The organism is Herbaspirillum sp. C9C3 (assembly GCF_013359625.1).
Classification (GTDB): domain Bacteria; phylum Pseudomonadota; class Gammaproteobacteria; order Burkholderiales; family Burkholderiaceae_D; genus Herbaspirillum.
The window spans coordinates 68,401-93,280 of record NZ_JABFMQ010000002.1; the positions used below are offsets into that span (position 1 = coordinate 68,401).

Here is a 24,880-nt window from a genome sequence, read left to right on the forward strand (position 1 = left end):
AGTCCTTTTATCGCCCTGATTGATAATTTTTATCATTTAGGGTCTTGCGGGAAACACTTCAAGGCTAACAAGGCTGTCAAGCTTGCCCAAAAGAAAACGCCCCGCCGCGAAGTTCGCGCACGGGGCGTTCAAGAATTGCCTTGATGAAAGATCAGTCCGGCAGGGCAGCGCTTTCGATGATGCCGCCACCCAGACAGACGTCGCCGTCGTACAGCACTGCCGACTGTCCCGGGGTGACCGCCCATTGCGGCGTGTCGAAGGCCAGCGAGAAGCTGCTGCCGGCATCGGCAAAGCCACAGGGTACGTCAGCCTGGCGGTAGCGCGTCTTGGCCGACAGTGCCGGCAGTTGCGGCGCGTGGCCGGCCACCCAGCTGATCTGTCCGGCCGACAGCGTCGGCGAGAGCAGCCAGGGATGCTCATGTCCCTGGACGATATAGAGGGTGTTGTTGTCCACATCCTTGCGCGCCACGTACCAGGCATCGCCATGGCCATCGGCGTTCTGGTGCGCCTTCAGGCCGCCGATGCCGATGCCCTTGCGCTGGCCCAGCGTATAGAAGGACAGGCCCACGTGTTCACCCACGGTCTTGCCATCGGCGGTCTTGATGGGGCCGGGCTTGTAGGAAAGATAACGGTTCAGGAATTCACGGAAAGGCCGCTCGCCGATGAAGCAGATGCCGGTCGAGTCCTTCTTCTTCGCATTGGGCAGTTGCAACTGCTCGGCGATCTTGCGCACTTCGGTCTTGTGGATCTCGCCCAAGGGGAAGACGGTGCGCGAGAGTTGCTCCTGGTTCAGGCGATGCAGGAAATAGCTCTGGTCCTTGCTGGCGTCGAGCGCCTTGAGCAGCTGGAAGTCACCCTGCGGCCCCTGGCGCACTCGCGCGTAGTGGCCGGTGGCGATCAGGTCGGCCCCCAGCTTCATGGCATGGTCGAGGAAAGCCTTGAACTTGATCTCGGCATTGCACAGTACATCCGGATTGGGCGTGCGGCCAGCCTGGTATTCGCGCAGGAATTCGGCGAAGACGCGATCCTTGTATTCGGAAGCAAAATTGACTGCCTCGATATCCACCCCGACCACATCGGCCACGCTGACCGCGTCGATCCAGTCTTCGCGGGTGGAGCAGTATTCCGAATCGTCGTCATCTTCCCAGTTCTTCATGAACAGGCCGATGACTTCATAGCCCTGTTCCTTCAGCAGCCATGCCGATACCGACGAATCCACGCCGCCCGACATGCCGATGACTACTCTTTTCTTGCTCATGTTGTTTCCGTTCAATGCGGCCTCCCGTAAAGAGGTCCGCCAGGTGATGCGCCCGCGTCAGGCGGGCAGGGTGCCGATGGCGCTGGGATCCGTATGCACCAGTTCCAGCGCTGCGCGCTGGCCGGCCAGGTAATCGTCCACGCAACGCAACACCAATGGGCTGCGATGTCGTCCGGCGCAGGCCGCCAGTTCGTCGCGTGTCATCCAGACGGCACGCACGATGCCCTCGTCCAGCGGCCGGTCCAGGGCCTCGCCGACCGTTCCCGCAAAGGCAAAGCGCAGGTAGGTGACCGACAGGCCACCGCGCGAGGACGACACGTTACGCGAAAGATAAGTCCCCACCAACGCCGTGGGTGTGAAGACATGCGCCGATTCTTCCAGCGCCTCGCGGACAGCCGCCTCGATCAGGGATTCGCCCGGTTCCAGATGGCCGGCCGGCTGGTTGATGCGCAGCCCGCCGGCGCTATGTTCTTCCACCATCAGAAAGCGCCCGTCGCGCTCGATGATGGCGGCTACGGTGACAGAGGGTTTCCAGACTTCAGACATTGATGACCTCGTGAATCCCTCATTTTACCCTGTCGAGGCCCATTCTTCAGCGCCAGCGCCGCTGTGGCGCGGCATCGCGCGGCTTTCTTGCAGGCTGGACAATTTCTCGCCCGGCAAGGCGAGTCGTGTAAGATTGGGCCAAGAATCCACAAAAAAAGGAGTCAGGAATGAGGATAGCGATCCCCGCCGAAAGCCGGGACGGCGAAACCCGTGTCGCCGCCACCCCCGAAACCGTCAAGAAACTGGTGGCGGCCCGGCACGAAGTGATGGTGGAGTCCGGCGCCGGGGTGAAGTCCAGCATTCCCGACGAGGCCTATGTGGCCGTCGGTGCCAGCATCGGCAGCGCCGAAGCCGTCTACACCGCCGAGATCCTGCTCAAGGTGCGCGCCCCCAATGAGGCCGAACGGGCTCGCCTCAAGCCGGGCACCGTGGTCATCGGCATGTTGAATCCCTTCGATGCCGACAACATCGCCGCCATGGCCGCCGCCGGCCTCACCGCCTTCGCTCTCGAAGCCGCACCCCGCACCACCCGCGCGCAATCGCTGGACGTGCTGTCCTCGCAGGCCAACATTGCCGGCTACAAGGCCGTGCTGATGGCCGCCAACACCTATCAGCGCTTCATGCCCATGCTGATGACAGCAGCCGGCACCGTGAAGGCTGCGCGCATGTTGATCATGGGCGCCGGGGTGGCGGGCCTGCAAGCCATTGCGACGGCCAAGCGCCTGGGGGCGGTGATCGAGGCTTCCGACGTGCGTCCGGCGGTCAAGGAACAGATCGAATCGCTGGGCGCCAAATTCCTTGACGTGCCCTTCCTGACCGAGGAAGAAAAAGAAATTGCCCAGGGCGTGGGCGGCTATGCCCGCCCCATGCCTGCGGACTGGATGAAGCGCCAGGCCGAGTTGGTCCACGAACGCGCCAAGCAGGCCGACATCGTCATCACCACCGCCCTGATCCCCGGCCGCAAGGCACCGGTGCTCATCAGCGAAGACACGGTCAAGGCCATGAAGCCCGGTTCAGTGATCCTGGACATGGCAGTCGACCAGGGCGGCAACTGTCCCCTGTCGGAACCCGGCAAGACCGTCATCAAGCACGGCGTGCACATCATCGGCGAAGGCAATCTGGCGGCCCTGGTGGCAGCCGACGCCTCGGCGCTGTATGCGCGCAACGTGCTGGATTTCCTCAAGCTGATCATCGACGCCGAGGGCAAGCTGGTCATCAACAAGGAAGACGATATCGTCGCGGCCACGCTGCTCTGCCAGGGCGGCGAGATCCTGCGCAAATGAATCTGCCGGCCCGGGTCGGCAGAAAACCCGGGCGTTTAGCCCCCCTCAAGTCCATTACATTCAGAATCAAGAAGGAAGAAGTCCATGCAACGCATCATGCTGCGCGCCAAGATCCATCGCGCCTCGGTCACCCAGTGCGACCTGAACTATGAAGGTTCCTGCGGGATCGACGAAGACCTGCTGGAAGCGGCCGACATCCGCGAGTTCGAGAAGATCGAACTCTACAACGTCAACAATGGTGAACGTTTCTCCACCTATGCCATTCGCGGCAAGCGCGGCAGCGGCGAGATTTCACTCAATGGCGCGGCTGCCCGCCTGGCGCACCTGGGCGACCTGCTCATCATCTGTACCTATGCCCCGATGAGCGATGAAGAAGTCGCCACCTACAAGCCCAAGGTGGTCTTCGTGGACGACAAGAACCGCATCACCAGCCTCAAGGCAATCTGACCCTCGACAAGAACCATGCGGCCCGTTTCACCGGCGGGCTGCCTCACAAGGAGGAACACCATGGAAGTCAGCCACACCATCATCAACCTGATCATCTTCGTGCTGGCCATCTACGTCGGCTACCACGTGGTCTGGACGGTGACCCCGGCCTTGCACACGCCCCTGATGGCGGTGACCAATGCCATCTCGGCCATCATCATCATCGGCGCCATGCTGGCGGCGGGCCTCACTGAAGGCACGGTCGGCCGCATCGCCGGCACGCTGGCCGTGGCGCTGGCGGCGGTCAACGTGTTCGGCGGCTTCATGGTGACCCAGCGCATGCTGGAAATGTTCAAGAAGAAAGAGCCCAAGGCCAAGTCGGGAGAACAAGCATGAGCATGAACCTGGTGACCCTGCTGTACCTGATCGCATCGATCTGTTTCATCCAGGCCTTGAAGGGCCTCTCGCACCCGGCCACGGCGCGTCGTGGCAATAGCTTCGGCATTGCCGGCATGGTCATCGCGGTGCTGACCACGTTGGCGCTGATCGTCAAGCTCAAGGGCGAGGGCGGCAATCCTTCCGGCGACATCGGTTACCTGCTGGTGGCCGGTGGCGTGATCGTCGGTGGCGGCATCGGCGCCTATCTGGCGCGCAGTGTGGAGATGACCAAGATGCCCGAACTGGTGGCGGCGATGCACTCGCTCATCGGTCTGGCGGCGGTCTGTATCGCGGTGGCGGCGGTGGCCGAGCCGTGGGCGCTGGGCATTTCGGCGCACGGGCAACTGATCCCCGTGGGTAACCGGGTGGAACTGTTCATCGGCACCTTCGTGGGCGCCATCACCTTCTCCGGTTCGGTGATCGCCTTCGGCAAGCTCTCGGGCAAGTACAAGTTTCGCCTGTTCCAGGGGGCGCCGGTCAACTTCGCCGGCCAGCATTTCCTGAACCTGCTGCTGGCGGTGGCCATGATCGGCTTCGGCATCATCTTCGTGCTGACGCAAAACTGGCTGCCCTTCATCATCATGGCCGCCATCGCCTTTGCGCTGGGCGTGCTCATCATCATCCCGATTGGCGGGGCGGACATGCCGGTGGTGGTCTCGATGTTGAACAGCTATTCCGGCTGGGCAGCGGCGGGTATCGGCTTCTCGCTGAACAACTCCATGCTGATCATCGCGGGTTCGCTGGTGGGTTCATCCGGAGCGATCCTCTCCTACATCATGTGCAAGGCGATGAACCGCTCCTTCTTCAACGTGATCCTGGGCGGCTTTGGCGGAGAGACGGCGACCGCCGGTGGCGGGGCGCAGCAGCAGCGCAGCGTCAAGTCGGGATCGGCCGATGATGCGGCGTTCCTGATGGGAAATGCAGAAACCGTCATCATCGTGCCGGGTTACGGGCTTGCCGTGGCACGTGCGCAGCACGCACTGAAGGAATTGACCGAAAAGCTGACCCACAACGGCGTGACCGTGAAATACGCGATCCACCCGGTGGCGGGTCGCATGCCCGGCCACATGAACGTGCTGCTGGCTGAAGCCGAAGTGCCGTATGACCAGGTGTTCGAGATGGAAGACATCAACAGCGAATTCGCCCAGGCCGACGTCGTGCTGGTGCTGGGCGCCAACGATGTGGTCAACCCGGCGGCGAAGGATCCCAAGTCACCCATTGCCGGCATGCCGATCCTGGAAGCCTACAAGGCCAAGACCGTCATCGTGAACAAACGCTCCATGGCCGCCGGTTATGCCGGCCTGGACAATGAACTGTTCTACATGGACAAGACCATGATGGTCTTTGGCGATGCCAAGAAGGTCATCGAGGATATGGTCAAGGCGGTGGACTGAGTCTGGTCTGCTCCAGCAGAAATGAAAAACGGGCTGCGCAGTGATTGCGCAGCCCGTTTTTCTTTGCTTCAGCCCAGGCGGAGAGTGCCGCTTACTTGGTACCAAAAATGCGATCCCCCGCATCGCCCAGTCCTGGGACGATGTAGGCATCCTCATCCAGGTGGGAATCCAGAGAAGCGACGTAAAGCTTCACATCCGGATGCGCATCAGCGAACACCTGTACGCCTTCCGGGGCCGCCACCAGCGCCACGAAAACGATGTGCGAAGCCGGCACACCACGCTTCTTGAGCGCATCCACGGCATAGACGGCCGAGTTGCCCGTGGCCACCATCGGGTCGCACAGGATCATGATGCGGTCTTGCAGGTCGGGCAGCCGCACCAGGTATTCCACCGGCTTGTGGTTCTCGTCGCGATAGACGCCGATATGGCCCACGCGCGCCGAGGGGATCAGTTCCAGGAGGCCATCGCTCATGCCCACGCCCGCGCGCAGCACCGGCACCACGGCCAGCTTCTTGCCGGCGATCACCGGGGCTTCATAGGTTACCAGCGGGGTTTCGATGGTCTCGGTGGTCAGCGGCAGGTCGCGCGTGATTTCATAGCCCATCAGCAGCGTGATCTCGCGCAGCAGGTCGCGGAAGGTGCGGGTGGAGGTGCGCTTGTCGCGCATGTGCGTCAGCTTGTGCTGGATCAGCGGGTGGTCGAGGATGAAGAGATTCTTGAAGCGCGGGTCTTGTTTCATGGCAAATGCGTGTCTGCTGGATGGAGTGCTCAGTGGAGCGGCGGGCGCCGCAAGTCAGCATTGTCGCATTTCCTGACCGCCTGCGCGACGACAGGACGTCGCGCATATGCAGCATTGTTCACCTCATCGGCGACCGAACATCATCTGTTCCGCCAGCAGCCCGCGTGCTGCCGGGAGCAGGTCGATGGCGCCCAGGGACAAGCCCAGGGCGGCCTGCAGAGGCGAGCCCTGGGGCGATCCGGCAAAGATGCGGGCCATCAGGTCGGTCAGGCGGATGGTCAGGCCGCGATCCTGGCCGCGTTGGCGCTCGAACGCCTGCAAGGCTTGGGGAGAAATCTCGCGCGCCAGCACGTCGGCCAGCACGCGGGCATCGCGCAGGCCCAGGTTCAAGCCCTGGCCCGCTACCGGATGCAGGGTTTGCGCGGCATTGCCGATGGCCACCACGCGCCGGCTCTGGCCGGGACGGGCATTCAAGCCAAGCGGGAAGGCATGGCGCGCGCTGATGCGGGTGAAGCGGCCGACCCGTTGGCCGAAGGTGCGCTGCAAGGCCGCCAGGAAAGCCGCATCGTCCAGCGCCATCAATTGCTCGCCGGTGGCCGGGCGCACACACCAGACCAGCGCATAGCCGTCGTCCTGCGGCAGCAGGGCCAGCGGGCCTTCATCGGTGAAGCGTTCGAAGGCGCGATGGGCGATGACGCCATCGGCCAGCACGTGGGCGATGATGCCCAACTGATGGTAATCGCGCTGCAAAGTCTTTTGCTGCTGCTCGCCGAAGACACCGCCCTCGGCCTGGATCAGCAATTGCGCGCGCAGCACGCGGCCATCCTTCAGGGTGACGGCGACGTGATCGTCTTCCTCGACAATCTCCTGCGCTTCGGCCGGGCGCATCAGGCTCAGTCCCAGCGGCGTGATGGCTGAGGCCAGGGCGCGGTTGACCTGGCCATAGCGCGCCACATAGCCCAGCGCGGGCAGCTGGTAATCCTTGCGGTCCAGCAGGGTGCGCCCGAAGTGGCCTCGGCGCGAGACGTGGATCTGTTCGATGGCAGTGGCGCTGCGGCCGATATCGTTCCAGGCGCCCAGTTCGTCGAGGATCTGGCGGCTGCCGTAGGAGAGGGCGATGGTGCGCGGGTCGGCGGCGGCTTGCTCGGGCGACTTCATGTCGACCAGGGCGATGCGCTCGGCAGGCAATTGGCGCCGGGCCAGCAGGCCGGCCACGCTCTGGCCGACCGGGCCGCCGCCGCAGATGATCAGGTCGAAATCGACGGATTCCATGATGCCGGGAGATGCCTTCTACAGAAGATTCAGGAAGGCATCATTGTAGCGGAGCCGCGCTGGCCGGGCTTGATCCGGCGCATGCGCGGTCTGCACAGGCGCTCGCTTCAGCCCTGGCGCATCAGCGCTTCGATGTCCTCGACCTTGCTGGGCACGCCCGTGGTCAAGAGTTCGCAGCCCGATGGCGTGACGTGGGCATCATCCTCGATGCGGATGCCGATGTTCCAGAACTGCTCCGGCACACCTTCACCGGGACGCACGTAGATGCCCGGCTCGATGGTGAGCACCATGCCCGGTTGCAGCGTGCGCCATGGCTTGTTGCCGTCGGCCGTGGCCGGGTCGCGGTAATCTCCCACGTCATGCACGTCCATGCCCAGCCAGTGACCGGTACGGTGCATGTAGAACTGGCGGTAGTCGCCTTTTTCGATGACGTCGTCCAGCGAGCCGACCTTGGACTTGTCCAGCAGACCGGTGTCGAGCATGCCTTGCGCCAGCACCCGCACGGCGGCGTCATGGCCATCCATGAAACGCTTGCCGGGCGCCGTCTCGGCGACGGCGGCGGCTTGTGCGGCCAGCACGATCTCGTAGAGCGCCTTCTGCGGACCGCTGAACTTGCCATTGGCGGGGAAGGTGCGGGTGATGTCGGAGGCGTAGCTGTCCAGTTCGCAGCCGGCATCGATCAAGACCAGGTCACCGTCCTTGATTTCGGCATCGCCCGCGCGATAGTGCAGCACGCAGCTGTTGGCACCGGTGGCGACGATGGAACCGTAGGCCGGATATTGCGAACCGTTGCGACGGAATTCGTGCAGCAGTTCGGCTTCGAGATGGTATTCGCGCAGGCCGGGGCGGCAGATGCGCATGGCGCGGCAATGCGCTTCGGCGGAGATGATGCCGGCGCGCTTCATGACGTCGATCTCGTAGGGATCCTTGAACAGGCGCATATCGTCCAGCAGCACGCTCACATCGACCACGGCACCGGGCGCGGACACGCCGCTGCGTGCCAGGGCGCGCACGCCTTGCAGCCAGCGCTGCAACTGGGCATCGCGCTTCTCATCCTGGCCCAGCGCGTAATAGACGGCGCGGGCGTCGGAGAGCAGGGCGGGCATGTTCTTGTCCAGCTCCTCAATGGGGTGGGCTGCATCCAGCGCGAACATTTGCTGCGCGGCCTGCGGGCCGTGGCGGTAGCCATCCCAGATCTCGCGTTCCAGGTTCTTGTCGCGGCAGAACAGGATGCTGCGGTTTTCCTGGCCGGCCACCAGCACCAGTACTGCTTCGGGTTCGGTAAAGCCGGTCAGGTAGTAGAAATAGCTGTCATGGCGATACGGATAATCGGCATCGCGATTGCGCATCACCTCGGGCGCGGTCGGGATGATGGCCACGCCCCCCCCGGCTTGTTGCAGGCTGGCCAACAGGCGGGCGCGGCGGGCGGCGAAGGGGGAGGCGTCGAAGCTCATGGTCGGTTTCCTTGCGGTGGCAGGTTCAGTGCTTCCAGTTGTTCGGTGGTGCCGACGTTGTGCCATTGGCCCCGGTAGACGTCGCCGCCGATGCGGCCCTGGTCGGCATACTGGCGCAGCAGCGGACCCAGTTTGGCATGGGTACCGGGGGCGATGCCGTCGAACATCTGCGGGCGATACACGCCGATGTTGGCAAAGGTCAGCTTGGGCTGGCCTTCGTTGGCAATGGCGAAGTTGTTCAGTGCAAAGTCACCTTCGGGATGGAAGGGCGGATTCTTGACCAGGTACAGCCAGGCCATGTCGCGCTGGTCTTGCGGCAGCGGATTGCCCCAGGGGTCTTCGTCTTCCAGCACGGTCAGCAGTTCGCTGTAGTCGAAATGCGGGCACCAGATGTCGCCGGAGACCGCTATGAAAGCTTCTTCACCCAACAGGTGGCGCGCCTGCGCGATACCGCCTGCCGTTTCCAGGGCCGTGGTTTCAGGTGAATAAAAAAGCCTGGCGCCGAAGCGGCTGCCGTCACCGAGGGTGTCTTCGATCATCTGGCCCAGGTGGGCGTGGTTGATGACGATCTCGGTGATGCCGGCGCGTACCAGCGAGAGGATCTGCCAGACGATCAATGGGCGGCCACGGACTTTGAGCAGCGGCTTGGGGCAGGTATCGGTCAGCGGACGCATGCGCTCGCCGCGCCCGGCTGCGAAGATCATGGCTTTCATGGTCGCCGCCTCAGAAGGTGTAGCCGAACTTGGGCGCGTGTTCCTGCTCCAGCTTCTCGATCAGGCGCACCAGGGGCGTGAAGGCCACGTAGCGGCGCGCGGTCTTGAGGGTGTATTCCATCACCAGCGGGATGTCCTTCAGGTAGCCATCCTTGCCGTCGCGGTGCCACAGGCGGGCGAAGATGCCCAGCACCTTCAGGTGACGCTGCAGGCCCATCCATTCGAAATCGCGGTAGAAGGTATCGATGTCGGGCGTGACCGGCAGGCCGGCGCGGCGCGCCTTTTCCCAGTAGCGGATGGCCCAGTCCAGCACCATCTCTTCATCCCACTGGATGTAGGCGTCGCGCAGCAGCGAGACCAGATCGTAGGTGATGGGGCCGTAGACCGCATCCTGGAAATCGAGAATGCCGGGGTTGCCCTTGGGCAGCACCATCAGGTTGCGCGAATGGTAGTCGCGGTGCACGTAGACCTGCGGCTGGGCCAGGTTGTTGGCCAGGATGGCGTCGAAGGTCTTGTCCAGCACCGCGTTCTGCTCGTCGGTGAGCGTCACGCCCAGGTGCTTGCCGATGTACCACTCGCGAAACAGCTCCAGCTCCCGCAGCAGCAGGGCACGGTCGTATTCGGGCAGGGCTTCGGGCTTGCTTTGCGCTTGTAAAAGTACCAGGGCCTCGATCGCATCCATGTATAGTGCGTGCGCGCTGTCGGCCGAGAGCTGCGAGAGGTAGGTCGTGGAACCCAGGTCCGAGAGCAGCAGGAAACCGCGCTCGGTATCCTGCGCCAGTACCTTCGGCACGGTCACCCCGGTCTCGCCGAAGAGGCCGGCGACTTTCACGAAGGGGCGCACGTCCTCCTGCGGCGGCGGGGCATCCATCACGATGGCGCTGCCGCCCTCGGGTGTATCCACCCGGAAATAGCGGCGGAAGCTGGCGTCGGCCGAGGCCGGGCGCAGGGTGGCGGACAGCACCGGGGTATCGGCCAGGGTGGCCAGCCAGGCTTGCAGTTCGGACAGGCGGAGATCGGGGGTGGAACCAGGTGAAGACATGAACTATCTGAGGAAATCGTTTGACGTGGTTGAGTTCCCATATAATAAGGGATTCAACCCAAAAAATCCGCCTGCACGGTATCTAGCCTCTCTTTTCATGATCCGGTTTTCCAAGTCTTTCACTGAACGTACTGTCAACTGGCGGCTGGCGCGTCTGTTCTCTTCGGCAATGGTGGTGGCCTCGGCCTCTGCCCTGTTGCCCTTGTCGGTGCACGCCCAGATGTCGCTGCCTGCGGCCACGCCGGTCCCGGCGCAGGACGCGGATGCGCCGGTCAACGTCAGCGCCGAGCAGATGACCGGCCGTCCCGACCGCCAGGTCAACCTTGACCGCGACGTGGAACTGGTCAAGGGGGCGACCACCATCAAGGCCGACAAGGCCGAATACCGCATCATCCAGGATGAAGTCGAGGCCACCGGCCACGTCTGGATGCGTCGTCTGCAGGACCAGTACACCGGCGACCGCGCCGAGATGAACATGGGTACCGGCTCCGGCTACGTCACCAGCCCGACTTATCTGCTGGGCAAGAGCGGCGGGCGGGGCAAGGCCGAGCGCATCGATTTCCTCTCCGATGACGAGGCCAAGGTCACCCAGGGTACCTACAGTACCTGCGAGGCCCCCGATCCCGACTGGTATCTGCGCGCCAGCACCATGGACCTCGACAGCGGCCGTGACGTCGGCACCATGCACGGCGGACTGCTGTATTTCAAGGATGTCCCCATCCTGGGTTCGCCCTGGATGTCGTTCCCGCTCTCGGGCGAGCGCAAGTCAGGCGTGCTGCCGCCGACCATCGGCATGACCACCAACGGTGGCGCCGAGATCGCGGTACCGTACTACTTCAACCTGGCGCCCAACTACGATCTGACGCTGGTGCCCAAGCTCATTGCGCGGCGGGGCCTGCAACTGGGCGCCGAGACCCGTTACATGGGCGAAACCTACAGCGGTTCGACCAACGTGGAAGGCATCCAGGACCGCGTCACCGGCACGGGCCGTTATTCGCTGTCCTCGATCCACAACCAGACCCTGGCACCCGGCCTGCAACTGGCCTGGAACCTGAACAAGGCCTCCGACAACGACTATCCCTCGGACTTCTCGCATTCGATCACCGGCAGTACGCAGCGCCTGCTGGCGCGCAACGTCAGCCTCAGCTACAGCAGCACCTACTGGAGCGTGACCGGGCTGGTGTCCAAGTACCAGTTGCTGCAGGACGTCGACGCACCGATCACCAAGCCCTACGATCGCGTGCCGCAGATCACCTTCAACGGCAACCGCTACGATATCGGCGGCTTCGACTTCAGCACCACCGCTGACTTCACCCGCTTCGCCAGTGGCGACCTGGTGGGCGGTGACCGTGCCTACGTCACGCAGACGGTGTCCTATCCCATCATCCGGCCGGGTTACTTCATCACCCCCAAGGTGATCCTGGATGCCACCAGCTACAACCTCACCAACGTCACGGCGGGCCAGCCGACCAGTTTCAGCCGGACCTTGCCGACCCTGTCGCTGGACTCGGGCATGATCTTCGAACGTGAGTCCAACCTGCTCGGTCGCAGCATGACCCAGACGCTGGAGCCGCGCCTGTTCTACGTGCGCACGCCTTATCGCGACCAGTCGCAGTTCCCGGTGTTCGATTCCGGCCTGTCCGATTTCAACTTCGCGCAGATCTTCACCGAGAACCGCTTCGTCGGCCACGACCGCATCAGCGACGCCAACCAGCTCACGGCCGCCGTGACCTCGCGCCTGATCGAGGAAAATGGCCTGGAACGCCTGCGCGCAGCCGTGGGACAACGCTATTACTTTGTCGACCCCAAGGTCGATATCACCGGGACCACCACTACCACGCTGGGCAGCAAGTCCGACCTGCTGCTGTCGCTGGGCGGCCAGATCACGCGCGAGTTCTCCACCGACAACACGGTGCAGTACAGCGAGACGCTGCGCCAGATGGTGCGTTCGACCTTCGGCATCCGCTGGCAGCCGGCGCCCAAGCGCGTGCTGAACCTGCAATACCGGCTGGACCGCACCTACATCAACCCCTACACGGGCGTGCTCGATCCGCTCAGGCAGGTCGATGTGTCCGGACAGTGGCCGATCACCCAGCGTATCTATGCCGTGGGTCGCCTGAACTATTCGATCCCCGACCGCACCGTGGCAGAAGGTCTGGCAGGCTTCGAATACAAGGCCGATTGCTGGGTCTTCCGGGTGGTGGCGCAACGCATCCCGACCTCGTCCACCAAGGCGTCGACGGGCTTCTTCATCCAGCTTGAACTGAACGGCTTCTCCAAGATCGGTTCCAACCCGATGGAGGCCATCAAGAGCAGCGTGCCCGGTTACCAGAACGTGAACCTGCCGGACACCATGACCGGCAACAACTTCTAACCTTTTCCGAACCAACGATTAGTCCATGCGTAATATGCGTACACCACTCCTCGCAACAACCAAAACAGTGACCGTGCTGCTGTGCATGCTGGGCGTGATCAGCAATGCGCATGCGCAGTTCGCCACCACCATCATCCCGGTGACGCCGACCGAAACCACCGGCAGCGCACCGGCAGCACCGGCCAAGAGCGCGCCCAAGGCTGCCGCCAGCAAGCCGGCCACCCCGGTGGCCGCGCCCGCTGCCCCGGCGCCGGCGCCGGCGGCGACCCGGGCACGTGTGGAACCGCGTCCGGTGGATTCCATCCTGGTGGTGGTCAACAACGAAGTCATCACCCGCCAGGAAGTCGCCGAGCGCCTGGCCAGCGTGGAAAAGCGCATGGCTGCGCAGAACGTGCAATTGCCGCCGCGAGCGCAGCTGGTGCGCCAGCTGGTCGAACGCATGATCGTCGAACGCGCCCAGGCGCAGATGGCCAAGGAAAGCGGCATCGTGGTCGACGACGCCATGCTGGACCGCGCCATGCAGCGCATCGCCGAGCAGAACAAGTTGTCCATGCCGGAGTTCCGCACCCGCCTGGAAGCTGAGGGCATGAACTACGCCAGCTTCCGTGAAGAGATCCGCCGTGAAATCCTGAGCCAGCGCCTGCGCGAGCGTGAAGTGGACAACAAGGTGGTGGTCACCGAATCCGAGATCGACAACTACCTCGCCGCCGAAGCCAATGCCGGTGGTCAACGCCAGGAACTGGACATCGCCCAGATCCTGATCCGTGTGCCAGAGAACGCCACCCCCGAGCAGTTGTCCGCCCGCCGCGAACGCGCCGAAGACGTGCTGCGCCAGTTGAAGACCGGCGCCGACTTCGCCAAGACCGCGGCCGCCTATTCCGATGCGTCCGATGCCCTTTCCGGTGGCGACCTCGGCTGGCGTCCGGCCGACCGCCTGCCGCAGCTGTTCCTGGATGGCGTGTCCAAGTTGCAGGATGGCCAGGTCAGCGGCCTGCTCAAGAGCGGTAACGGTTTCCACATCCTCAAGCTGGTCGGCCGTCGCGCTGCCGGCGCCACCCAGGCTGCCGCCCCGGCAGTGCAGAAGACCCATGTGCGTCATATCCTCATCAAGGTCAACCAGGTGGTGACGGCTGCCGAAGCCAAGCGCAAGCTGACCGAACTGAAGGAACGTCTGGACCACGGTTCGGCCACCTTCGAAGAACTGGCCAAGCTGTATTCCAACGACCTGTCCGCCTCCAAGGGGGGCGACCTCGGCTGGATCTACCCGGGCGATACCGTGCCCGAGTTCGAGCGTGCCATGGACAAGTTGAAGCCGGGTGAAGTCAGCGAGCCCATCGAAACCCCGTTCGGCTATCACCTGATCCAGGTGGTCGAGCGCAAGACTGACGACGCCTCCAAGGAACGTGCCCGCCAGGCTGCCCGTCAGGCCATCCGCGAGCGCAAGATCGAGGAAGCCACCGAGGACTGGATGCGCCAGATCCGTGACCGCGCCTACGTCGAATATCGCAACGACGACTGATCGTCCATCCGGCAGGGGAGGCCGCAGGTTTCCCCATTGCGCGCAAGAGGCCGGCCATGTCGCCGGCCCTTGCTTTTTGAAGCCCGTTTTTGCCCTCACAGGCCATGAGTGACATCACCATGAACCGCCCCATCCTCGCGCTGACCTGCGGCGAACCGGCCGGCATCGGCCCGGAAATTTCCCTGCGTGCCGCCTGGGAACTGCGCCACCAAGCGCGCTGCATCCTGCTGGGCGATGCCGCCCTGCTGGCGCAGACGGCTTACGAGATCGATCCGCAGATGCGCGTGGCGGCACTCTCCATCCAGGCCTGGCGCAACAGCGGCCTGCCGCATTTCCCGATCGACTGCCTCACCGTCATCGATTGCCCGGTGGCCGAACCGGTGCGTGCCGGCGTGCTGGATGCGCGCAATGGCCGCGCCGTGTTGCAGACTCTGGACCTGGCGGTGCAGGGCGCACTGGATGGCGCCTTTGCCGCCATCGTGACCGCGCCCTTGCAGAAAAGCACCATCAATGATGCCGGTGTGGCCTTCACCGGTCATACCGAATATCTGGCCGAGGTCACCGGAACGCCGCAGGTGGTGATGATGCTGGCCGGCGGCGAGAACCCGCACCTGCGCGTGGCGCTGGCGACCACGCATCTGGCCTTGAAGGATGTCCCGGCCGCGATCACCGCGTCGAGCCTGGCGCGCACGCTGGATATCCTGCAAGCCGACCTGCGCGGCAAGTTCGGTATCGCCCATCCGCGCATCCTGGTCACCGGCCTGAACCCCCACGCCGGTGAAAACGGCTATCTGGGGCGCGAAGAGATCGAGGTCATCACGCCGGCTCTGGAAGCCGCCCGGGCGCGCGGCATCGACGCACGCGGCCCCTATCCGGCCGACACCCTGTTCCAGCCCAAGTACCTGGAAGAAGCCGACTGCGTCCTGGCCATGTATCACGACCAGGGCCTACCGGTCCTGAAGTTCGCCAGCTTCGGCCATGGCATCAACATCACCCTCGGGCTGCCCCTCATCCGCACGTCGGTCGACCATGGCACGGCCCTGGACCTGGCCGCCGCCGGCCTGGGCCACGCCGACCATGGCAGCCTGTGCGTAGCCATCCGCGCCGCTGCCGACATGGCACGCCGCCGCTGTACCGCCTGAGATCGCACGAACTTACTGGAATCCCCATGAAACACATCCCGCGCAAACGCTTCGGCCAGAACTTCCTCACCGACGACGTGGTGCTGCACGACATCATCGGCGCCATCGCACCCGCTGCCGACGACGCCATGGTCGAGATCGGCCCGGGCCTGGCCGCGATGACCGCACTGCTGCTGGAACAGTTGCGCCACCTGCACGTGGTCGAGCTGGACCGCGACTTGGTCGAGCGCCTCAAGAAGCGTTTCAGCGCCGAGCGGCTGACCGTGCATTCGGCCGATGCCCTCAAGTTCGACTTTGCCAGCATCCCGGTGCCGCAAGGCCGCAAGCTGCGCGTGGTCGGCAACCTGCCCTACAACATCTCCAGCCCCTTGCTGTTCCACCTGGCCGAGATCGCGCCGAACGTGCAGGACCAGCACTTCATGCTGCAGAAGGAAGTGGTCGAGCGCATGGTCGCCGAGCCGGGCGGCAAGGCCTATGGCCGCCTGTCGGTGATGCTGCAGTGGCGCTATCACATGGAACTGCTGTTCGTGGTCCCGCCGACGGCCTTCGACCCGCCCCCGCAGGTCGACTCGGCCATCGTGCGCATGATTCCGCTGGCGCAGCCCATGGATTGCCCACAGGCTTTGCTGGAACAGGTGGTCACCAAGGCCTTCTCGCAGCGCCGCAAGGTGATCCGCAACTGCGTGGCGGGCCTCTTCACCGAGGACGAATTGCGTCAGGCGGGCGTCGATCCGCAGGCGCGTCCGGAAGCCGTGCCGGTCGAGCAATTCGTGGCCCTGGCCAACTTGCTGGCGGTGCGCCAGGCCTGACGGCGCCCCGCTGTTGCACTTTATTACAGGCGCGCCGCCACCCGTAAGAACTGTAACGAAGTTTCATATCCCGAGGTTTAAAGCTGAACCTGTCTTATATTGGAATCGTGCCGCGACAGATCGCGGACTTCTTTGACAGGAGCCAATCATGGCCAGCAAAAAAATCGCATCGGTATTGATCGCCACTACTCTTCTGGCTTCGGCCGCCGTCGTCAGCACGCCTGCGATGGCGCATGACCGGGGCGGCAACGGCGTGGCGATTGCTGCCGGCATCATCGGCGCGGTCGCCATCGGATCGCTCATCGCCAATTCCGCTCCGGCGCCGGTCTACCAGGCGCCGCCGCAACCGGTCTATTACCAGGCCCCGCAGCCGGTGTACTACCAGCCGCCGCAACAGGTGGTCTATGAGCAGCCGCGCTACTACGCGCCGCCGCCGCGTCCGGTGCGTTACGTGGAGCGCACCGAGGTGCGTACCTACCGCTACGATGATCGACCGGATTACTATTCCTACTACGGCCGCTGAGGGGCGTGGAGGACGGCGGTCCTGGCGGCAGGACATCCCGGCGCAAGCCATCTTGAGGAAAACGGGCAACCCTTGCAGGTTGCCCGTTTTGCTTTGTCGGTGTCCGGGAGCGCAATCCAGCAAGCAAGACGTCAGTAAAACGCGACATAATGACGAAGCGGTCGTCACTTTGTCAGCATAATGGCGAGTGAAGTCTCGTCAGAATGACGACGCCGCGCACATTGCCACCCAGCAAGGAGACGTATCCTCGATGATGGCTCCCATCGCCGCCGATGACATCAGGACTGCCCTTGACGCTGGCCATCTCTGGCCGGCGCTGCAGCCCTTGGTGCATCTGCGTACCGGGCGCATTGCGGGCTTCGAGATGCTGGCGCGCTGGAGCTGCCCGCAGCGCGGGGTGGTGGCGCCGATCGATTTCATCGACGTCGCCGAACGCGGCGGGGTGCTGGATGGCCTGCTGCTCAAACTGCTCGATACCGTGGCCGCCAGCCTGCGCCACTGGCCGCCCGAGCTGCGGCTGGCGATCAATCTGTCGCCCGGCCAGTTCCTCGACACCAGCCTGCTGGAGCGCCTGGCGGCAGTCATGTCTGCGCACGGGCTGTCGCTGTCGCGCCTGCAGCTGGAGATCACCGAGACCGTGCTGGTACAGGATCACGAACGCACCCTGCAGACCATTCTGGCCGCGCGCCAGGCCGGTGCCAGCCTGTCGCTGGATGATTTCGGCACCGGTTATTCCAGCCTGACCCGGCTGCAGTCCTACCCCTTTGACGAAATCAAGATCGACGCCAGTTTCGTGCGCACCATGGACCAGGATCCGGACAATTTCCGCATCGTGCTGGCAGTGGCCGGGCTGGGGCAGAGCCTGAAGATGCACGTGGTCGCGGAAGGCATCGAGACCGAGCATCATGCCCATCTGTTGAGGCGCATGGGCTGTGAGTTCGGTCAGGGTTACCATCTGGGCCGACCGCTGCCGCTGACCGACGCGGCTCGCCTGATCGACGAGCGCGGCGTGTGGCAGCGTCACAGTGCGGGCATCGACACCTCACCCTTCCAGCGCTGGCACCAGCTCGATTCGCTCTATCGCAGCGCCCCGGTGGGGCTGTGCTTCCTCGATCCCTTGCTGCGCGTGGTCAGCGCCAATGCCATGATGATCGACCTGCTCGGTGGCAACGCCGGCAGCGAGCTGGAGGGCTGCCCCGTGATCGACCTGCTGGACCGCAGCGAACACCGCCCGTTGCTGCAGAGGGTGGCCGAGGTGGTCGATGGCGTCTTGCCTGCTCCCATCGAATTCTTCAATTCACGTACCGGTCGCACCTCGTTGCTGGCCTTCCAGGTAGTGCGCAGCGACCTGGGTGAACTGTTGGGCATCTCGGGATCGGCCGTGGATATCACCGCCCGGGTGTCTGCCGAACGGACGGTGCGTGACAGTGAAGAACATTTCCATCGGGCCATCGACCTGAGTCCCAATATCCCCTGGGCCGCCGATGCACAGGGCGTGATCGACTACATCGGGCCGACCTTCGAATGGCTCCCCGAGCTGACCACGGCGCAGCGCCACCAGCAGTGGCTGGCGCGCATGCCGGAGGAAGACCGTGTACGGGTACGTCAGGAATGGCTGTCCAACCTGCCCAGCGGACGACCCTTCCGTACCGAGTTCCGTGTGCTCTGGCCCGATGGCCAGTGGCGCTGGATGCGCAGCCGCGCCTCGCCCCACAGCGATAGCGAGGGACGCATCCAGCGCTGGTATGGACTGATCGTCGACATCAGTACGGAGCGCCGCCTGCAATACCGCATCAGCGCCCTGGAAGAGCAGATCCGGCGCCTGCGCGGCAGCGACCGGGACTGAGTCCGGGGAGCGGGCTCGGCGGGAGCTCGCCAAATCGGGGATAATAGCGGCTTGCTTCACGTTAGCCATGAAAAGGAGTCGCCAAGTGAGAATGCTGCATACGATGCTGCGCGTCGGAAATCTGGATCGTTCCATCGAGTTCTATACCCAGGTGCTGGGCATGAAACTGCTGCGCAAGCATGACTATCCCGAGGGCAAGTTCACGCTGGCCTTCGTCGGTTACGGCGAAGAACGCGATCACACCGTGCTCGAACTGACCCACAACTGGGATACCGAATCGTATGATCTGGGCACCGGCTACGGTCACATCGCCATCGAGGTCGATGACGCCTATGCCGCCTGTGACGCAGTCAAGGCCAAGGGCGGGACGGTGACCCGCGAAGCCGGTCCGATGAAACACGGCAAGACCGTGATCGCCTTCGTCGCCGATCCGGATGGCTACAAGATCGAGTTCATCCAGAAGAAGGAACAGTACAGTGCCGCCGATTGAGGCGCCTTGCTGTCAGCCTGCCAGCCCGCTCATGCGGGCTTTTTTCATGGCATGGACGCGCCGCGGGATGGATGCGACACGTGTCCGGTCCATCGAGGATGCACGTGCATCCGTGCATCAACAGAACAACAACAGGAACGCCAATTGAGCCTCTACCAACTCTCCAAAAGTCATCTGCGCCGCCTGTGGGTCGAATACGGCATCCTCTGGAGCGGCGCCATCATCGTTGGCCTGGTCGCGGTGCTGTATGCCCAGGCCATCGAAATCGGTTTCGGTGTCTTCCGCAGCATCGAGCACAAATCCCCCTGGCTGCCGCTGCTGCTCACGCCAGCAGTCTGCGCCGCCTGCGTCTGGCTCACGCGCCGCTACTTCGAGGGCTCCGAAGGCAGCGGCATTCCGCAGGCCATCGCCACCCTGCATGGCGACACCGCCGAACGCGGCAGCGTGCTGCTGTCCCTGCGCGTGATGGTCGGCAAGATCGTGCTGTCGATCGTGGCCATCGCCGGTGGCATGACCATCGGTCGTGAAGGTCCGACGGTGCAGATCGGCGCGGCCATCATGTACAACCTGCGCCGACTGTATCCGGCCGGATACGAGCACATGGAGCGCCGTCTGATCCTGGCCGGTGCCGCTGCCGGCCTGGCGGCCGCCTTCAACACGCCGCTGGCGGGTATCGTGTTCGCCATCGAGGAACTCTCGCGCAGCTTCGAGCAGAAGGCCAGTGGCGTGGTCATCACCACCATCATCTTCGCCGGCCTGGTGGCCCTGTCACTCAATGGCAACTATACCTATTTCGGCTCCATCTCCTTCCCTGGAGAAACCAGCGGCCGCCTGATCCTGGCCGTGATCGTCACGGCGGTGCTCATGGGCGTGGCCGGTGGATTGTTCTGCTGGTGCATTCTCAATCCGACGCGCTGGATTCCCGCCACGATCGTGACCCTGCGTGCCGAACGTCCCGTCGCCTTCGCTGCGCTGTGCGGTTTCATCGTCGCGGTCATCGGTGTGGCGGCCGGCGGCGCCACCTTCGGCAGCGGCTACGAGCAGGCGCATGGCTTGCTCAATGATGGCCAGGAACTGTCGGTGTTCTATCCCTTCCTCAAGTTCGCCTCCATGGTTGGTTCCTACCTGCCGGGCCTGCCGGGCGGCATCTTCGCGCCTTCGCTGTCCATCGGTGCCGGCTTTGGCAACCTGCTGCACCTGCTCTTCGGCGGCACCTCGCTGCCGATGCTGGTGGCGCTGGCCATGGTGGGTTACCTGGCGGCCGTGACGCAATCGCCCATCACCGCCTTCGTGATCGTGATGGAAATGGTTGACGGCCATGCGCTGGTGATTTCCCTGATGGCCACGGCGCTCATTGCCTCGGCCGTGTCCAAGGTGTTCGCCCCGCCGCTCTACGAAACCCTCGCGGAACGCTACATCAAGCACTGACCCCGGCGTTGCTTCACAGGCTGCGTCAATTTGACGCAGCCGCCAATACCCGCACTCCACGCACCTGCCCGCCCCCTTCGTCATATTGTCGTGCTGCACGCGACAATATGTCGCAGTCCCTCGTCGTTTTGCTCGCCCATAATCGCGCGCTCTACCTGCCCGCGCAGACGGGCAGTTCGATAACGACAACCTGGGGATTTCCATGCAGCTTACTCCTCGCGCCTGCGCCATCGCGCTGGCCTTCAGCGCTTGCGGCCACGTCCTGGCCGAAACCACTTCAGAATCCGACAGCGCATCCTTGCCCACCGTGACCGTGCGCGGCGACAAGCCTGCCGTGACGACGCCGCTCAAGGCCGACAGCAATGCGCTGCTCGCCGATGAAGCGGCTTATTCCCGTGCGGCGGCCGGTGGTGTCTCGGCACTGCCGGTCTTGAACGGCTTTGCCGCCGACCGCCTCAAGATCCGCCTGGATGGCATGGAGGTCACGGCCGCCTGCGGCAACCAGATGAACGCCCCCATGTCCTATATGCCGCCGGCGCAGGTCGGGATGGTGCGGGTGATGGCCGGTCTCACGCCGGTCAGCGTGGGCGGCGACAGTATCGGCGGCACCATCGAACTGGCGTCCCCGGCCCCGCAGTTCGCCGCGCAAGCCGGTGAACTCTTGACCAAGGGCGGCTTCTCGGTGGCTGCACGCAGCGTCAACTCGGAAGTATCGGCCTCGGTCGATGCCACGGTGGCCAGCGACCGTCTCTCGGTCCATTACGTGGCCAGCCAGTCGCGTGCCGAGAGCTACGTCAACGGCCGCGGCGACAAGGTGCTGGGCAGCCAGTTCCAGAGCAACAACCACGCAGTGACGGTGGCCGCGCGCGGCGACGGGCAGCAGCTGGTGTTCAAGGCCGGGCAGCAATACATCCCCTACCAGGGCTTCCCCAATCAGTACATGGACATGACCGGCAACCGCTCCACCTTCGCCAACCTGGGCTATGAGCGCCGCTTCGACTGGGGCAAGCTGATGGGGCGTCTCTACTGGCAGCGTACCGAGCACGAGATGGGCTTCTTCAGTGCCGAGCGCACCGGCACCATGCCCATGCAGACGCGAGGTCGCGACCTGGGCTACAGCTTGCGGGCCGACATCGACCTGGCGCCTGATGGCAGCAGCGTGCTGCGCCTGGGCAACGAGTACCACAGCTTCCATCTGGATGACGACTGGCCCGCCGTGCCGGGTTCGATGATGATGGGCCCGCGCACCTATGTGAACATCAACGACGGAAAACGCGATCGTTACGCTCTTTTCGCCGAATGGGAGGGCAAGTTGAGTGAACGTTGGCGCACAATCGTGGGACTGCGCGATGAGCTGGTCAGGACCGACGCCGGCAACGTGCAGTCCTACGGCACCAACATGATGAACATGGCTGATCTGACGGCCGCCAACGCCTTCAACGCACGCGGCCATGCGAAGACCGACAACAACATCGACCTCACCGCGCTGGCGCGCTTCACGCCCGATGACGGGCAGAGCTGGGAATTCGGATACGCTCGCAAGACGCGCTCCCCCAATCTGTACGAGCGTTATACCTGGGGACGCGGCACCATGGCCATGACCATGACCAACTGGTTCGGTGATGGCAACGGTTACGTCGGCAACATCGACCTCAAGCCCGAAGTGGCGCATACGCTCTCGGCCACCGCCGACTGGCATGCGGCAGACAAGCAGGGCAGCGAGCCGCGCTGGTTCTTCAAGCTGACACCGTATTTCAGCTATGTGGAGAACTATATCGATGCCGATGTCATCGGCACCTTCAAGCCTTACAGCGTCAGCACGGCCTCCGGCGCACTGCTGCAATTTGCCAACCACGATGCGCGCCTGTTTGGCATCAATGCGTCGTGGAAGTGGCCACTGTGGCGCTCGGCCGGTCTGGGGGACATCGCCTTCACCGGCAAGGCCGGCCTCACGCGTGGCAAGCGTGTCGATGGCGGCAACCTGTATCACATGATGCCCTTGAACGTACTGGCCGCGCTGGAACAGCAGCAGGGGCCCTGGACCCATCGTGCCGAAGTCAGTTACGTCGCCCGCAAGACGCTGGTGGACAGCAATCGTCTGGAACCGGTCACGGCCAGCTACACGGTGTTCAATCTGCGCAGCAGCTATCAGTTCAATGCGGCCATCAGCGTGAGCGCAGGCATCAGCAACCTGTTCAACCGCAACTATGCGGATGCGTTGGGCGGGGTTTATCTGTCGGGATTGGCCAAGTCCAGAAGCGGTAGCCTGCAAGCTTTGCCGGGCTACGGGCGCTCGCTGGATGTGGGCGTCAACGTGCGGTTCTGAGCCGCAATGGCCGGGACCGGGCCGGTCAGAAGATCGGCAGGGTCTCCGGTGCGCTGTCGCGCAGGGCTTTCTTGGCCGATTCGAATTCGGGGAAGATCGATTGCACCGTCGCCCAGAAACGCGGGCTGTGGTTCATCTCGCGCAGGTGTGCCAGTTCGTGGGCGATCACGTAATCGATCAGTGGCAGGGCGAAGTGTATGAGCCGCCAGTTCAGGCGGATGCGCGCGTCCGAGGTGCAGGAACCCCATTGCGTCGTGGCCGAGGACAGAGCATAGGAGCGATAGCGTACACCCAGTTTTTCTGCATAGATCATCAGGCGCTTGCCGAACAGCTCTTCAGCCCGCGCCTGCATCCACCCTTGCACGCGATCCTTCAACTGCTGCTCACCGGCATCGGCCGGCAGGCTGATGTTGAGTTCGCGCGTGAGCTCGTCGAGCAACACCGCCTGGCGCTGGCCGGTACGGATGCGCAGCGTGATGTCGGCACCCAGGTAGGGCAGGGTGGCGCCATCGCGCCACTGCATCTGCGGTTGCAGGCGGCGCGCCGAACGCTCGCGGCGCTCGTTGAGTTTGCTCAGTATCCAGCGCTGCTTTTCGCGGATGGCGTTGTCGATCTCGGCTAACGTGACCCACTTGGGCGCGGTCACGCGCAGGCCTTCGTCACTGACCAGGAAGCCGATGGTACGGCGCTTGGAGCGCAACAGCGCAAAATCGATGGTGTGTTCGCCCAGCTGGATGCGGCGCTTGCCATCGGCCGGACGGGCCGTGGTCGGCGGCGCCAGCAGCGGGCCGGGGGGCGCAGGCGGTTCGGCAATGAGCGGTGGTGGCAGCGGTGCCGCATGGACGACCGGATGCGGTGTCACGATGAGCGGGGGTTGCACCGTCGGCGAGGGCAGCGCCGGGCCCGGATCGACGGGCGCCGCTGCCGGGGCAGCGGCGGGCGCGCCAAACAAATCCAGTTGCAGCGAGAGCTGGTCGGGATTGGGTTTGGGTTTGCGGAGCAGTATCAAGGCAGTCGCGGCGTCCTGTGTTGCTGTTGGCTAAGGAGTTGGCCGCGCGGCATTACTGCGATGCAGTCGAGGCGGCCGGCCGGGGCGCGCTGTTTTTGTAGACGTCCGGCGAAATCACGCGCATCTCGGATTCTATCCAATTTTCGACGCGCTCGTTCAACTCCTGGGGATTCAATCCTTCCGGCGAAATCGGCTTGCCGATCGAGACCGTGATGACGCCCGGCTTCTTGACGAAGCTGCCCTTGGGCCAGCACTCGCCCGAGTTCACCGCCACCGGCACCACCAGCGTGTTGGTTTCCACCGCCAGGCGCGAACCGCCGGCCTTGTACTTGCCCTGCGAGCCCACGGCAGTGCGTGTGCCTTCCGGGAACATCATGATCCACTGGCCATCGCGCAGACGGCGGCGGCCATGTTCCAGCACCTGCGCAAAGGCGTCGCGGCCCTTCTTGCGATCGATCGGGATCATGCGCAACAGTCCGATGCCCCAGCCGAAGAAGGGAATGTAGGTCAGTTCCTTCTTGAATACGAACACCAGCGGACGCGGCATGTTGATGACGTAGAAGATGGTTTCCCAGGCCGACTGGTGCTTGGAGAGCAGGATCACCGGCGCATCAGGCAGGTTCTCGGTGCCGCGCATTTCGTAGCGGATGCCGCAGATGACGCGCGCGGTCCAGATCACGAACACGTTCCAGCGTGACGTCCACCAGTAGCGCTGGGCGTAAGGGAAGGGGGCCGACAGCAGGCAGGCGAAGGACCAGATGATGGTGGCCACGGCCATCAGGACCATGAAGACCACCGAACGCAGAATCAGGACAAGGCGCAAAATCGTTTCTCCCATGCCGGAGCATG

The 24,880-nt window shown here is 63.9% G+C and carries 22 protein-coding genes; 13 read left to right on the plus strand and 9 right to left on the minus strand.

Annotation, left to right across the window (positions count from 1 at the left end):
* Positions 1–151 precede the first annotated feature (151 nt).
* Both mnmA and HNO82_RS02625 read right to left on the minus strand, forming a co-directional pair.
* Positions 152–1,258, minus strand: a complete 1,107-nt coding sequence (gene mnmA / locus HNO82_RS02620; RefSeq protein ID WP_008325643.1) for a tRNA 2-thiouridine(34) synthase MnmA — start codon at positions 1,256–1,258, stop codon at positions 152–154.
* Between the two features lie 57 nt (positions 1,259–1,315).
* Positions 1,316–1,804, minus strand: coding sequence for an NUDIX hydrolase (locus HNO82_RS02625; RefSeq protein WP_008325648.1), 489 nt, complete (start codon positions 1,802–1,804; stop codon positions 1,316–1,318).
* 167 nt (positions 1,805–1,971) lie between these two features.
* Between HNO82_RS02625 and HNO82_RS02630 the strand changes: the two genes are divergently transcribed.
* The 4 genes from HNO82_RS02630 to HNO82_RS02645 all read left to right on the plus strand — a co-directional run bounded on the left by HNO82_RS02630 (position 1,972) and on the right by HNO82_RS02645 (position 5,345).
* On the plus strand, positions 1,972–3,087 hold the full coding sequence (locus HNO82_RS02630) for a Re/Si-specific NAD(P)(+) transhydrogenase subunit alpha (protein ID WP_175342649.1): 1,116 nt from the start codon (positions 1,972–1,974) through the stop codon (positions 3,085–3,087).
* 84 nt (positions 3,088–3,171) lie between these two features.
* On the plus strand, positions 3,172–3,534 hold the full coding sequence (gene panD, locus HNO82_RS02635; protein ID WP_006461708.1) for an aspartate 1-decarboxylase: 363 nt from the start codon (positions 3,172–3,174) through the stop codon (positions 3,532–3,534).
* A gap of 60 nt (positions 3,535–3,594) precedes the next feature.
* Positions 3,595–3,909 carry an NAD(P) transhydrogenase subunit alpha part 2 gene (locus HNO82_RS02640; RefSeq protein ID WP_006461707.1) on the plus strand — a complete coding sequence of 105 codons (315 nt, stop codon included), beginning with the start codon at positions 3,595–3,597 and terminating at the stop codon, positions 3,907–3,909.
* On the plus strand, positions 3,906–5,345 hold the full coding sequence (locus HNO82_RS02645; RefSeq protein ID WP_175342650.1) for an NAD(P)(+) transhydrogenase (Re/Si-specific) subunit beta: 1,440 nt from the start codon (positions 3,906–3,908) through the stop codon (positions 5,343–5,345). The genes HNO82_RS02640 and HNO82_RS02645 overlap by 4 nt, the downstream gene beginning before the upstream one ends.
* 91 nt (positions 5,346–5,436) lie before the next feature.
* Here HNO82_RS02645 and upp read toward each other — a convergent pair whose 3' ends face one another.
* The 5 genes from upp to HNO82_RS02670 all read right to left on the minus strand — a co-directional run bounded on the left by upp (position 5,437) and on the right by HNO82_RS02670 (position 10,565).
* Positions 5,437–6,084 carry a uracil phosphoribosyltransferase gene (upp, locus tag HNO82_RS02650; RefSeq protein WP_175342651.1) on the minus strand — a complete coding sequence of 216 codons (648 nt, stop codon included), beginning with the start codon at positions 6,082–6,084 and terminating at the stop codon, positions 5,437–5,439.
* A 123-nt stretch (positions 6,085–6,207) separates the two neighbouring features.
* Positions 6,208–7,356, minus strand: coding sequence for an FAD-dependent monooxygenase (locus HNO82_RS02655; protein WP_175342652.1), 1,149 nt, complete (start codon positions 7,354–7,356; stop codon positions 6,208–6,210).
* A 107-nt stretch (positions 7,357–7,463) separates the two neighbouring features.
* Positions 7,464–8,810, minus strand: a complete 1,347-nt coding sequence (pepP, locus tag HNO82_RS02660; RefSeq protein WP_175342653.1) for a Xaa-Pro aminopeptidase — start codon at positions 8,808–8,810, stop codon at positions 7,464–7,466.
* On the minus strand, positions 8,807–9,523 hold the full coding sequence (murU, locus tag HNO82_RS02665; protein WP_175342654.1) for an N-acetylmuramate alpha-1-phosphate uridylyltransferase MurU: 717 nt from the start codon (positions 9,521–9,523) through the stop codon (positions 8,807–8,809). Before murU ends, pepP begins: the two co-directional genes overlap by 4 nt.
* A gap of 10 nt (positions 9,524–9,533) precedes the next feature.
* A complete protein-coding gene (locus tag HNO82_RS02670) occupies positions 9,534–10,565 on the minus strand; it encodes an aminoglycoside phosphotransferase family protein (RefSeq protein WP_008325660.1) in 1,032 nt (343 codons plus the stop codon).
* A 97-nt stretch (positions 10,566–10,662) separates the two neighbouring features.
* On the opposite strand from HNO82_RS02670, the gene HNO82_RS02675 reads away from it, so the two are divergent.
* From HNO82_RS02675 to HNO82_RS02715, 9 genes are all read left to right on the plus strand, one after another.
* Positions 10,663–12,939: an LPS-assembly protein LptD gene (locus HNO82_RS02675; RefSeq protein WP_175342655.1), complete on the plus strand. Its 2,277-nt coding sequence runs from the start codon at positions 10,663–10,665 to the stop codon at positions 12,937–12,939.
* Positions 12,940–12,964: 25 nt separating this feature from the next.
* Positions 12,965–14,458 carry a peptidylprolyl isomerase gene (locus HNO82_RS02680; protein ID WP_175342656.1) on the plus strand — a complete coding sequence of 498 codons (1,494 nt, stop codon included), beginning with the start codon at positions 12,965–12,967 and terminating at the stop codon, positions 14,456–14,458.
* Between the two features lie 119 nt (positions 14,459–14,577).
* Positions 14,578–15,600 carry a 4-hydroxythreonine-4-phosphate dehydrogenase PdxA gene (pdxA, locus tag HNO82_RS02685; RefSeq protein ID WP_175342818.1) on the plus strand — a complete coding sequence of 341 codons (1,023 nt, stop codon included), beginning with the start codon at positions 14,578–14,580 and terminating at the stop codon, positions 15,598–15,600.
* Positions 15,601–15,626: 26 nt separating this feature from the next.
* Positions 15,627–16,409 (plus strand): 16S rRNA (adenine(1518)-N(6)/adenine(1519)-N(6))-dimethyltransferase RsmA, encoded by a 783-nt coding sequence (gene rsmA, locus HNO82_RS02690; protein ID WP_175342657.1) that lies wholly within the window; start codon positions 15,627–15,629, stop codon positions 16,407–16,409.
* A gap of 148 nt (positions 16,410–16,557) precedes the next feature.
* Entirely contained in the window at positions 16,558–16,932 is a 375-nt protein-coding gene (locus HNO82_RS02695; protein ID WP_008325678.1) for a hypothetical protein, read from the plus strand.
* 250 nt (positions 16,933–17,182) lie between these two features.
* Positions 17,183–18,778, plus strand: coding sequence for a sensor domain-containing phosphodiesterase (locus HNO82_RS02700; protein ID WP_175342658.1), 1,596 nt, complete (start codon positions 17,183–17,185; stop codon positions 18,776–18,778).
* Positions 18,779–18,863: 85 nt separating this feature from the next.
* Positions 18,864–19,268 carry a lactoylglutathione lyase gene (gene gloA / locus HNO82_RS02705; RefSeq protein WP_034349675.1) on the plus strand — a complete coding sequence of 135 codons (405 nt, stop codon included), beginning with the start codon at positions 18,864–18,866 and terminating at the stop codon, positions 19,266–19,268.
* A 144-nt stretch (positions 19,269–19,412) separates the two neighbouring features.
* Entirely contained in the window at positions 19,413–20,696 is a 1,284-nt protein-coding gene (locus HNO82_RS02710) for a chloride channel protein (protein WP_175342659.1), read from the plus strand.
* Between the two features lie 202 nt (positions 20,697–20,898).
* Positions 20,899–23,022 carry a TonB-dependent receptor gene (locus HNO82_RS02715; protein WP_175342660.1) on the plus strand — a complete coding sequence of 708 codons (2,124 nt, stop codon included), beginning with the start codon at positions 20,899–20,901 and terminating at the stop codon, positions 23,020–23,022.
* Positions 23,023–23,047: 25 nt separating this feature from the next.
* Here the strand turns inward: HNO82_RS02715 and HNO82_RS02720 are convergent, their stop codons facing one another.
* Both HNO82_RS02720 and HNO82_RS02725 read right to left on the minus strand, forming a co-directional pair.
* Complete coding sequence (locus tag HNO82_RS02720) at positions 23,048–24,031, minus strand: M48 family metallopeptidase (RefSeq protein ID WP_175342661.1); 984 nt, start codon at positions 24,029–24,031, stop codon at positions 23,048–23,050.
* A 52-nt stretch (positions 24,032–24,083) separates the two neighbouring features.
* Positions 24,084–24,869, minus strand: coding sequence for a lysophospholipid acyltransferase family protein (locus HNO82_RS02725; protein ID WP_175342662.1), 786 nt, complete (start codon positions 24,867–24,869; stop codon positions 24,084–24,086).
* Positions 24,870–24,880: the final 11 nt, after the last annotated feature.

Excerpts from the sequence above, each read along its gene's own strand:
- mnmA (WP_008325643.1), bottom strand. The coding sequence starts at position 1,258 with ATGAGCAAGAAAAGAGTAGTCATCGGCATGTCGGGCGGCGTGGATTCG.
- HNO82_RS02625 (WP_008325648.1), bottom strand. The coding sequence starts at position 1,804 with ATGTCTGAAGTCTGGAAACCCTCTGTCACCGTAGCCGCCATCATCGAG.
- HNO82_RS02630 (WP_175342649.1), top strand. The coding sequence starts at position 1,972 with ATGAGGATAGCGATCCCCGCCGAAAGCCGGGACGGCGAAACCCGTGTC.
- panD (WP_006461708.1), top strand. The coding sequence starts at position 3,172 with ATGCAACGCATCATGCTGCGCGCCAAGATCCATCGCGCCTCGGTCACC.
- HNO82_RS02640 (WP_006461707.1), top strand. The coding sequence starts at position 3,595 with ATGGAAGTCAGCCACACCATCATCAACCTGATCATCTTCGTGCTGGCC.
- HNO82_RS02645 (WP_175342650.1), top strand. The coding sequence starts at position 3,906 with ATGAGCATGAACCTGGTGACCCTGCTGTACCTGATCGCATCGATCTGT.
- upp (WP_175342651.1), bottom strand. The coding sequence starts at position 6,084 with ATGAAACAAGACCCGCGCTTCAAGAATCTCTTCATCCTCGACCACCCG.
- HNO82_RS02655 (WP_175342652.1), bottom strand. The coding sequence starts at position 7,356 with ATGGAATCCGTCGATTTCGACCTGATCATCTGCGGCGGCGGCCCGGTC.
- pepP (WP_175342653.1), bottom strand. The coding sequence starts at position 8,810 with ATGAGCTTCGACGCCTCCCCCTTCGCCGCCCGCCGCGCCCGCCTGTTG.
- murU (WP_175342654.1), bottom strand. The coding sequence starts at position 9,523 with ATGAAAGCCATGATCTTCGCAGCCGGGCGCGGCGAGCGCATGCGTCCG.
- HNO82_RS02670 (WP_008325660.1), bottom strand. The coding sequence starts at position 10,565 with ATGTCTTCACCTGGTTCCACCCCCGATCTCCGCCTGTCCGAACTGCAA.
- HNO82_RS02675 (WP_175342655.1), top strand. The coding sequence starts at position 10,663 with ATGATCCGGTTTTCCAAGTCTTTCACTGAACGTACTGTCAACTGGCGG.
- HNO82_RS02680 (WP_175342656.1), top strand. The coding sequence starts at position 12,965 with ATGCGTAATATGCGTACACCACTCCTCGCAACAACCAAAACAGTGACC.
- pdxA (WP_175342818.1), top strand. The coding sequence starts at position 14,578 with ATGAACCGCCCCATCCTCGCGCTGACCTGCGGCGAACCGGCCGGCATC.
- rsmA (WP_175342657.1), top strand. The coding sequence starts at position 15,627 with ATGAAACACATCCCGCGCAAACGCTTCGGCCAGAACTTCCTCACCGAC.
- HNO82_RS02695 (WP_008325678.1), top strand. The coding sequence starts at position 16,558 with ATGGCCAGCAAAAAAATCGCATCGGTATTGATCGCCACTACTCTTCTG.
- HNO82_RS02700 (WP_175342658.1), top strand. The coding sequence starts at position 17,183 with ATGATGGCTCCCATCGCCGCCGATGACATCAGGACTGCCCTTGACGCT.
- HNO82_RS02715 (WP_175342660.1), top strand. The coding sequence starts at position 20,899 with ATGCAGCTTACTCCTCGCGCCTGCGCCATCGCGCTGGCCTTCAGCGCT.
- HNO82_RS02725 (WP_175342662.1), bottom strand. The coding sequence starts at position 24,869 with ATGGGAGAAACGATTTTGCGCCTTGTCCTGATTCTGCGTTCGGTGGTC.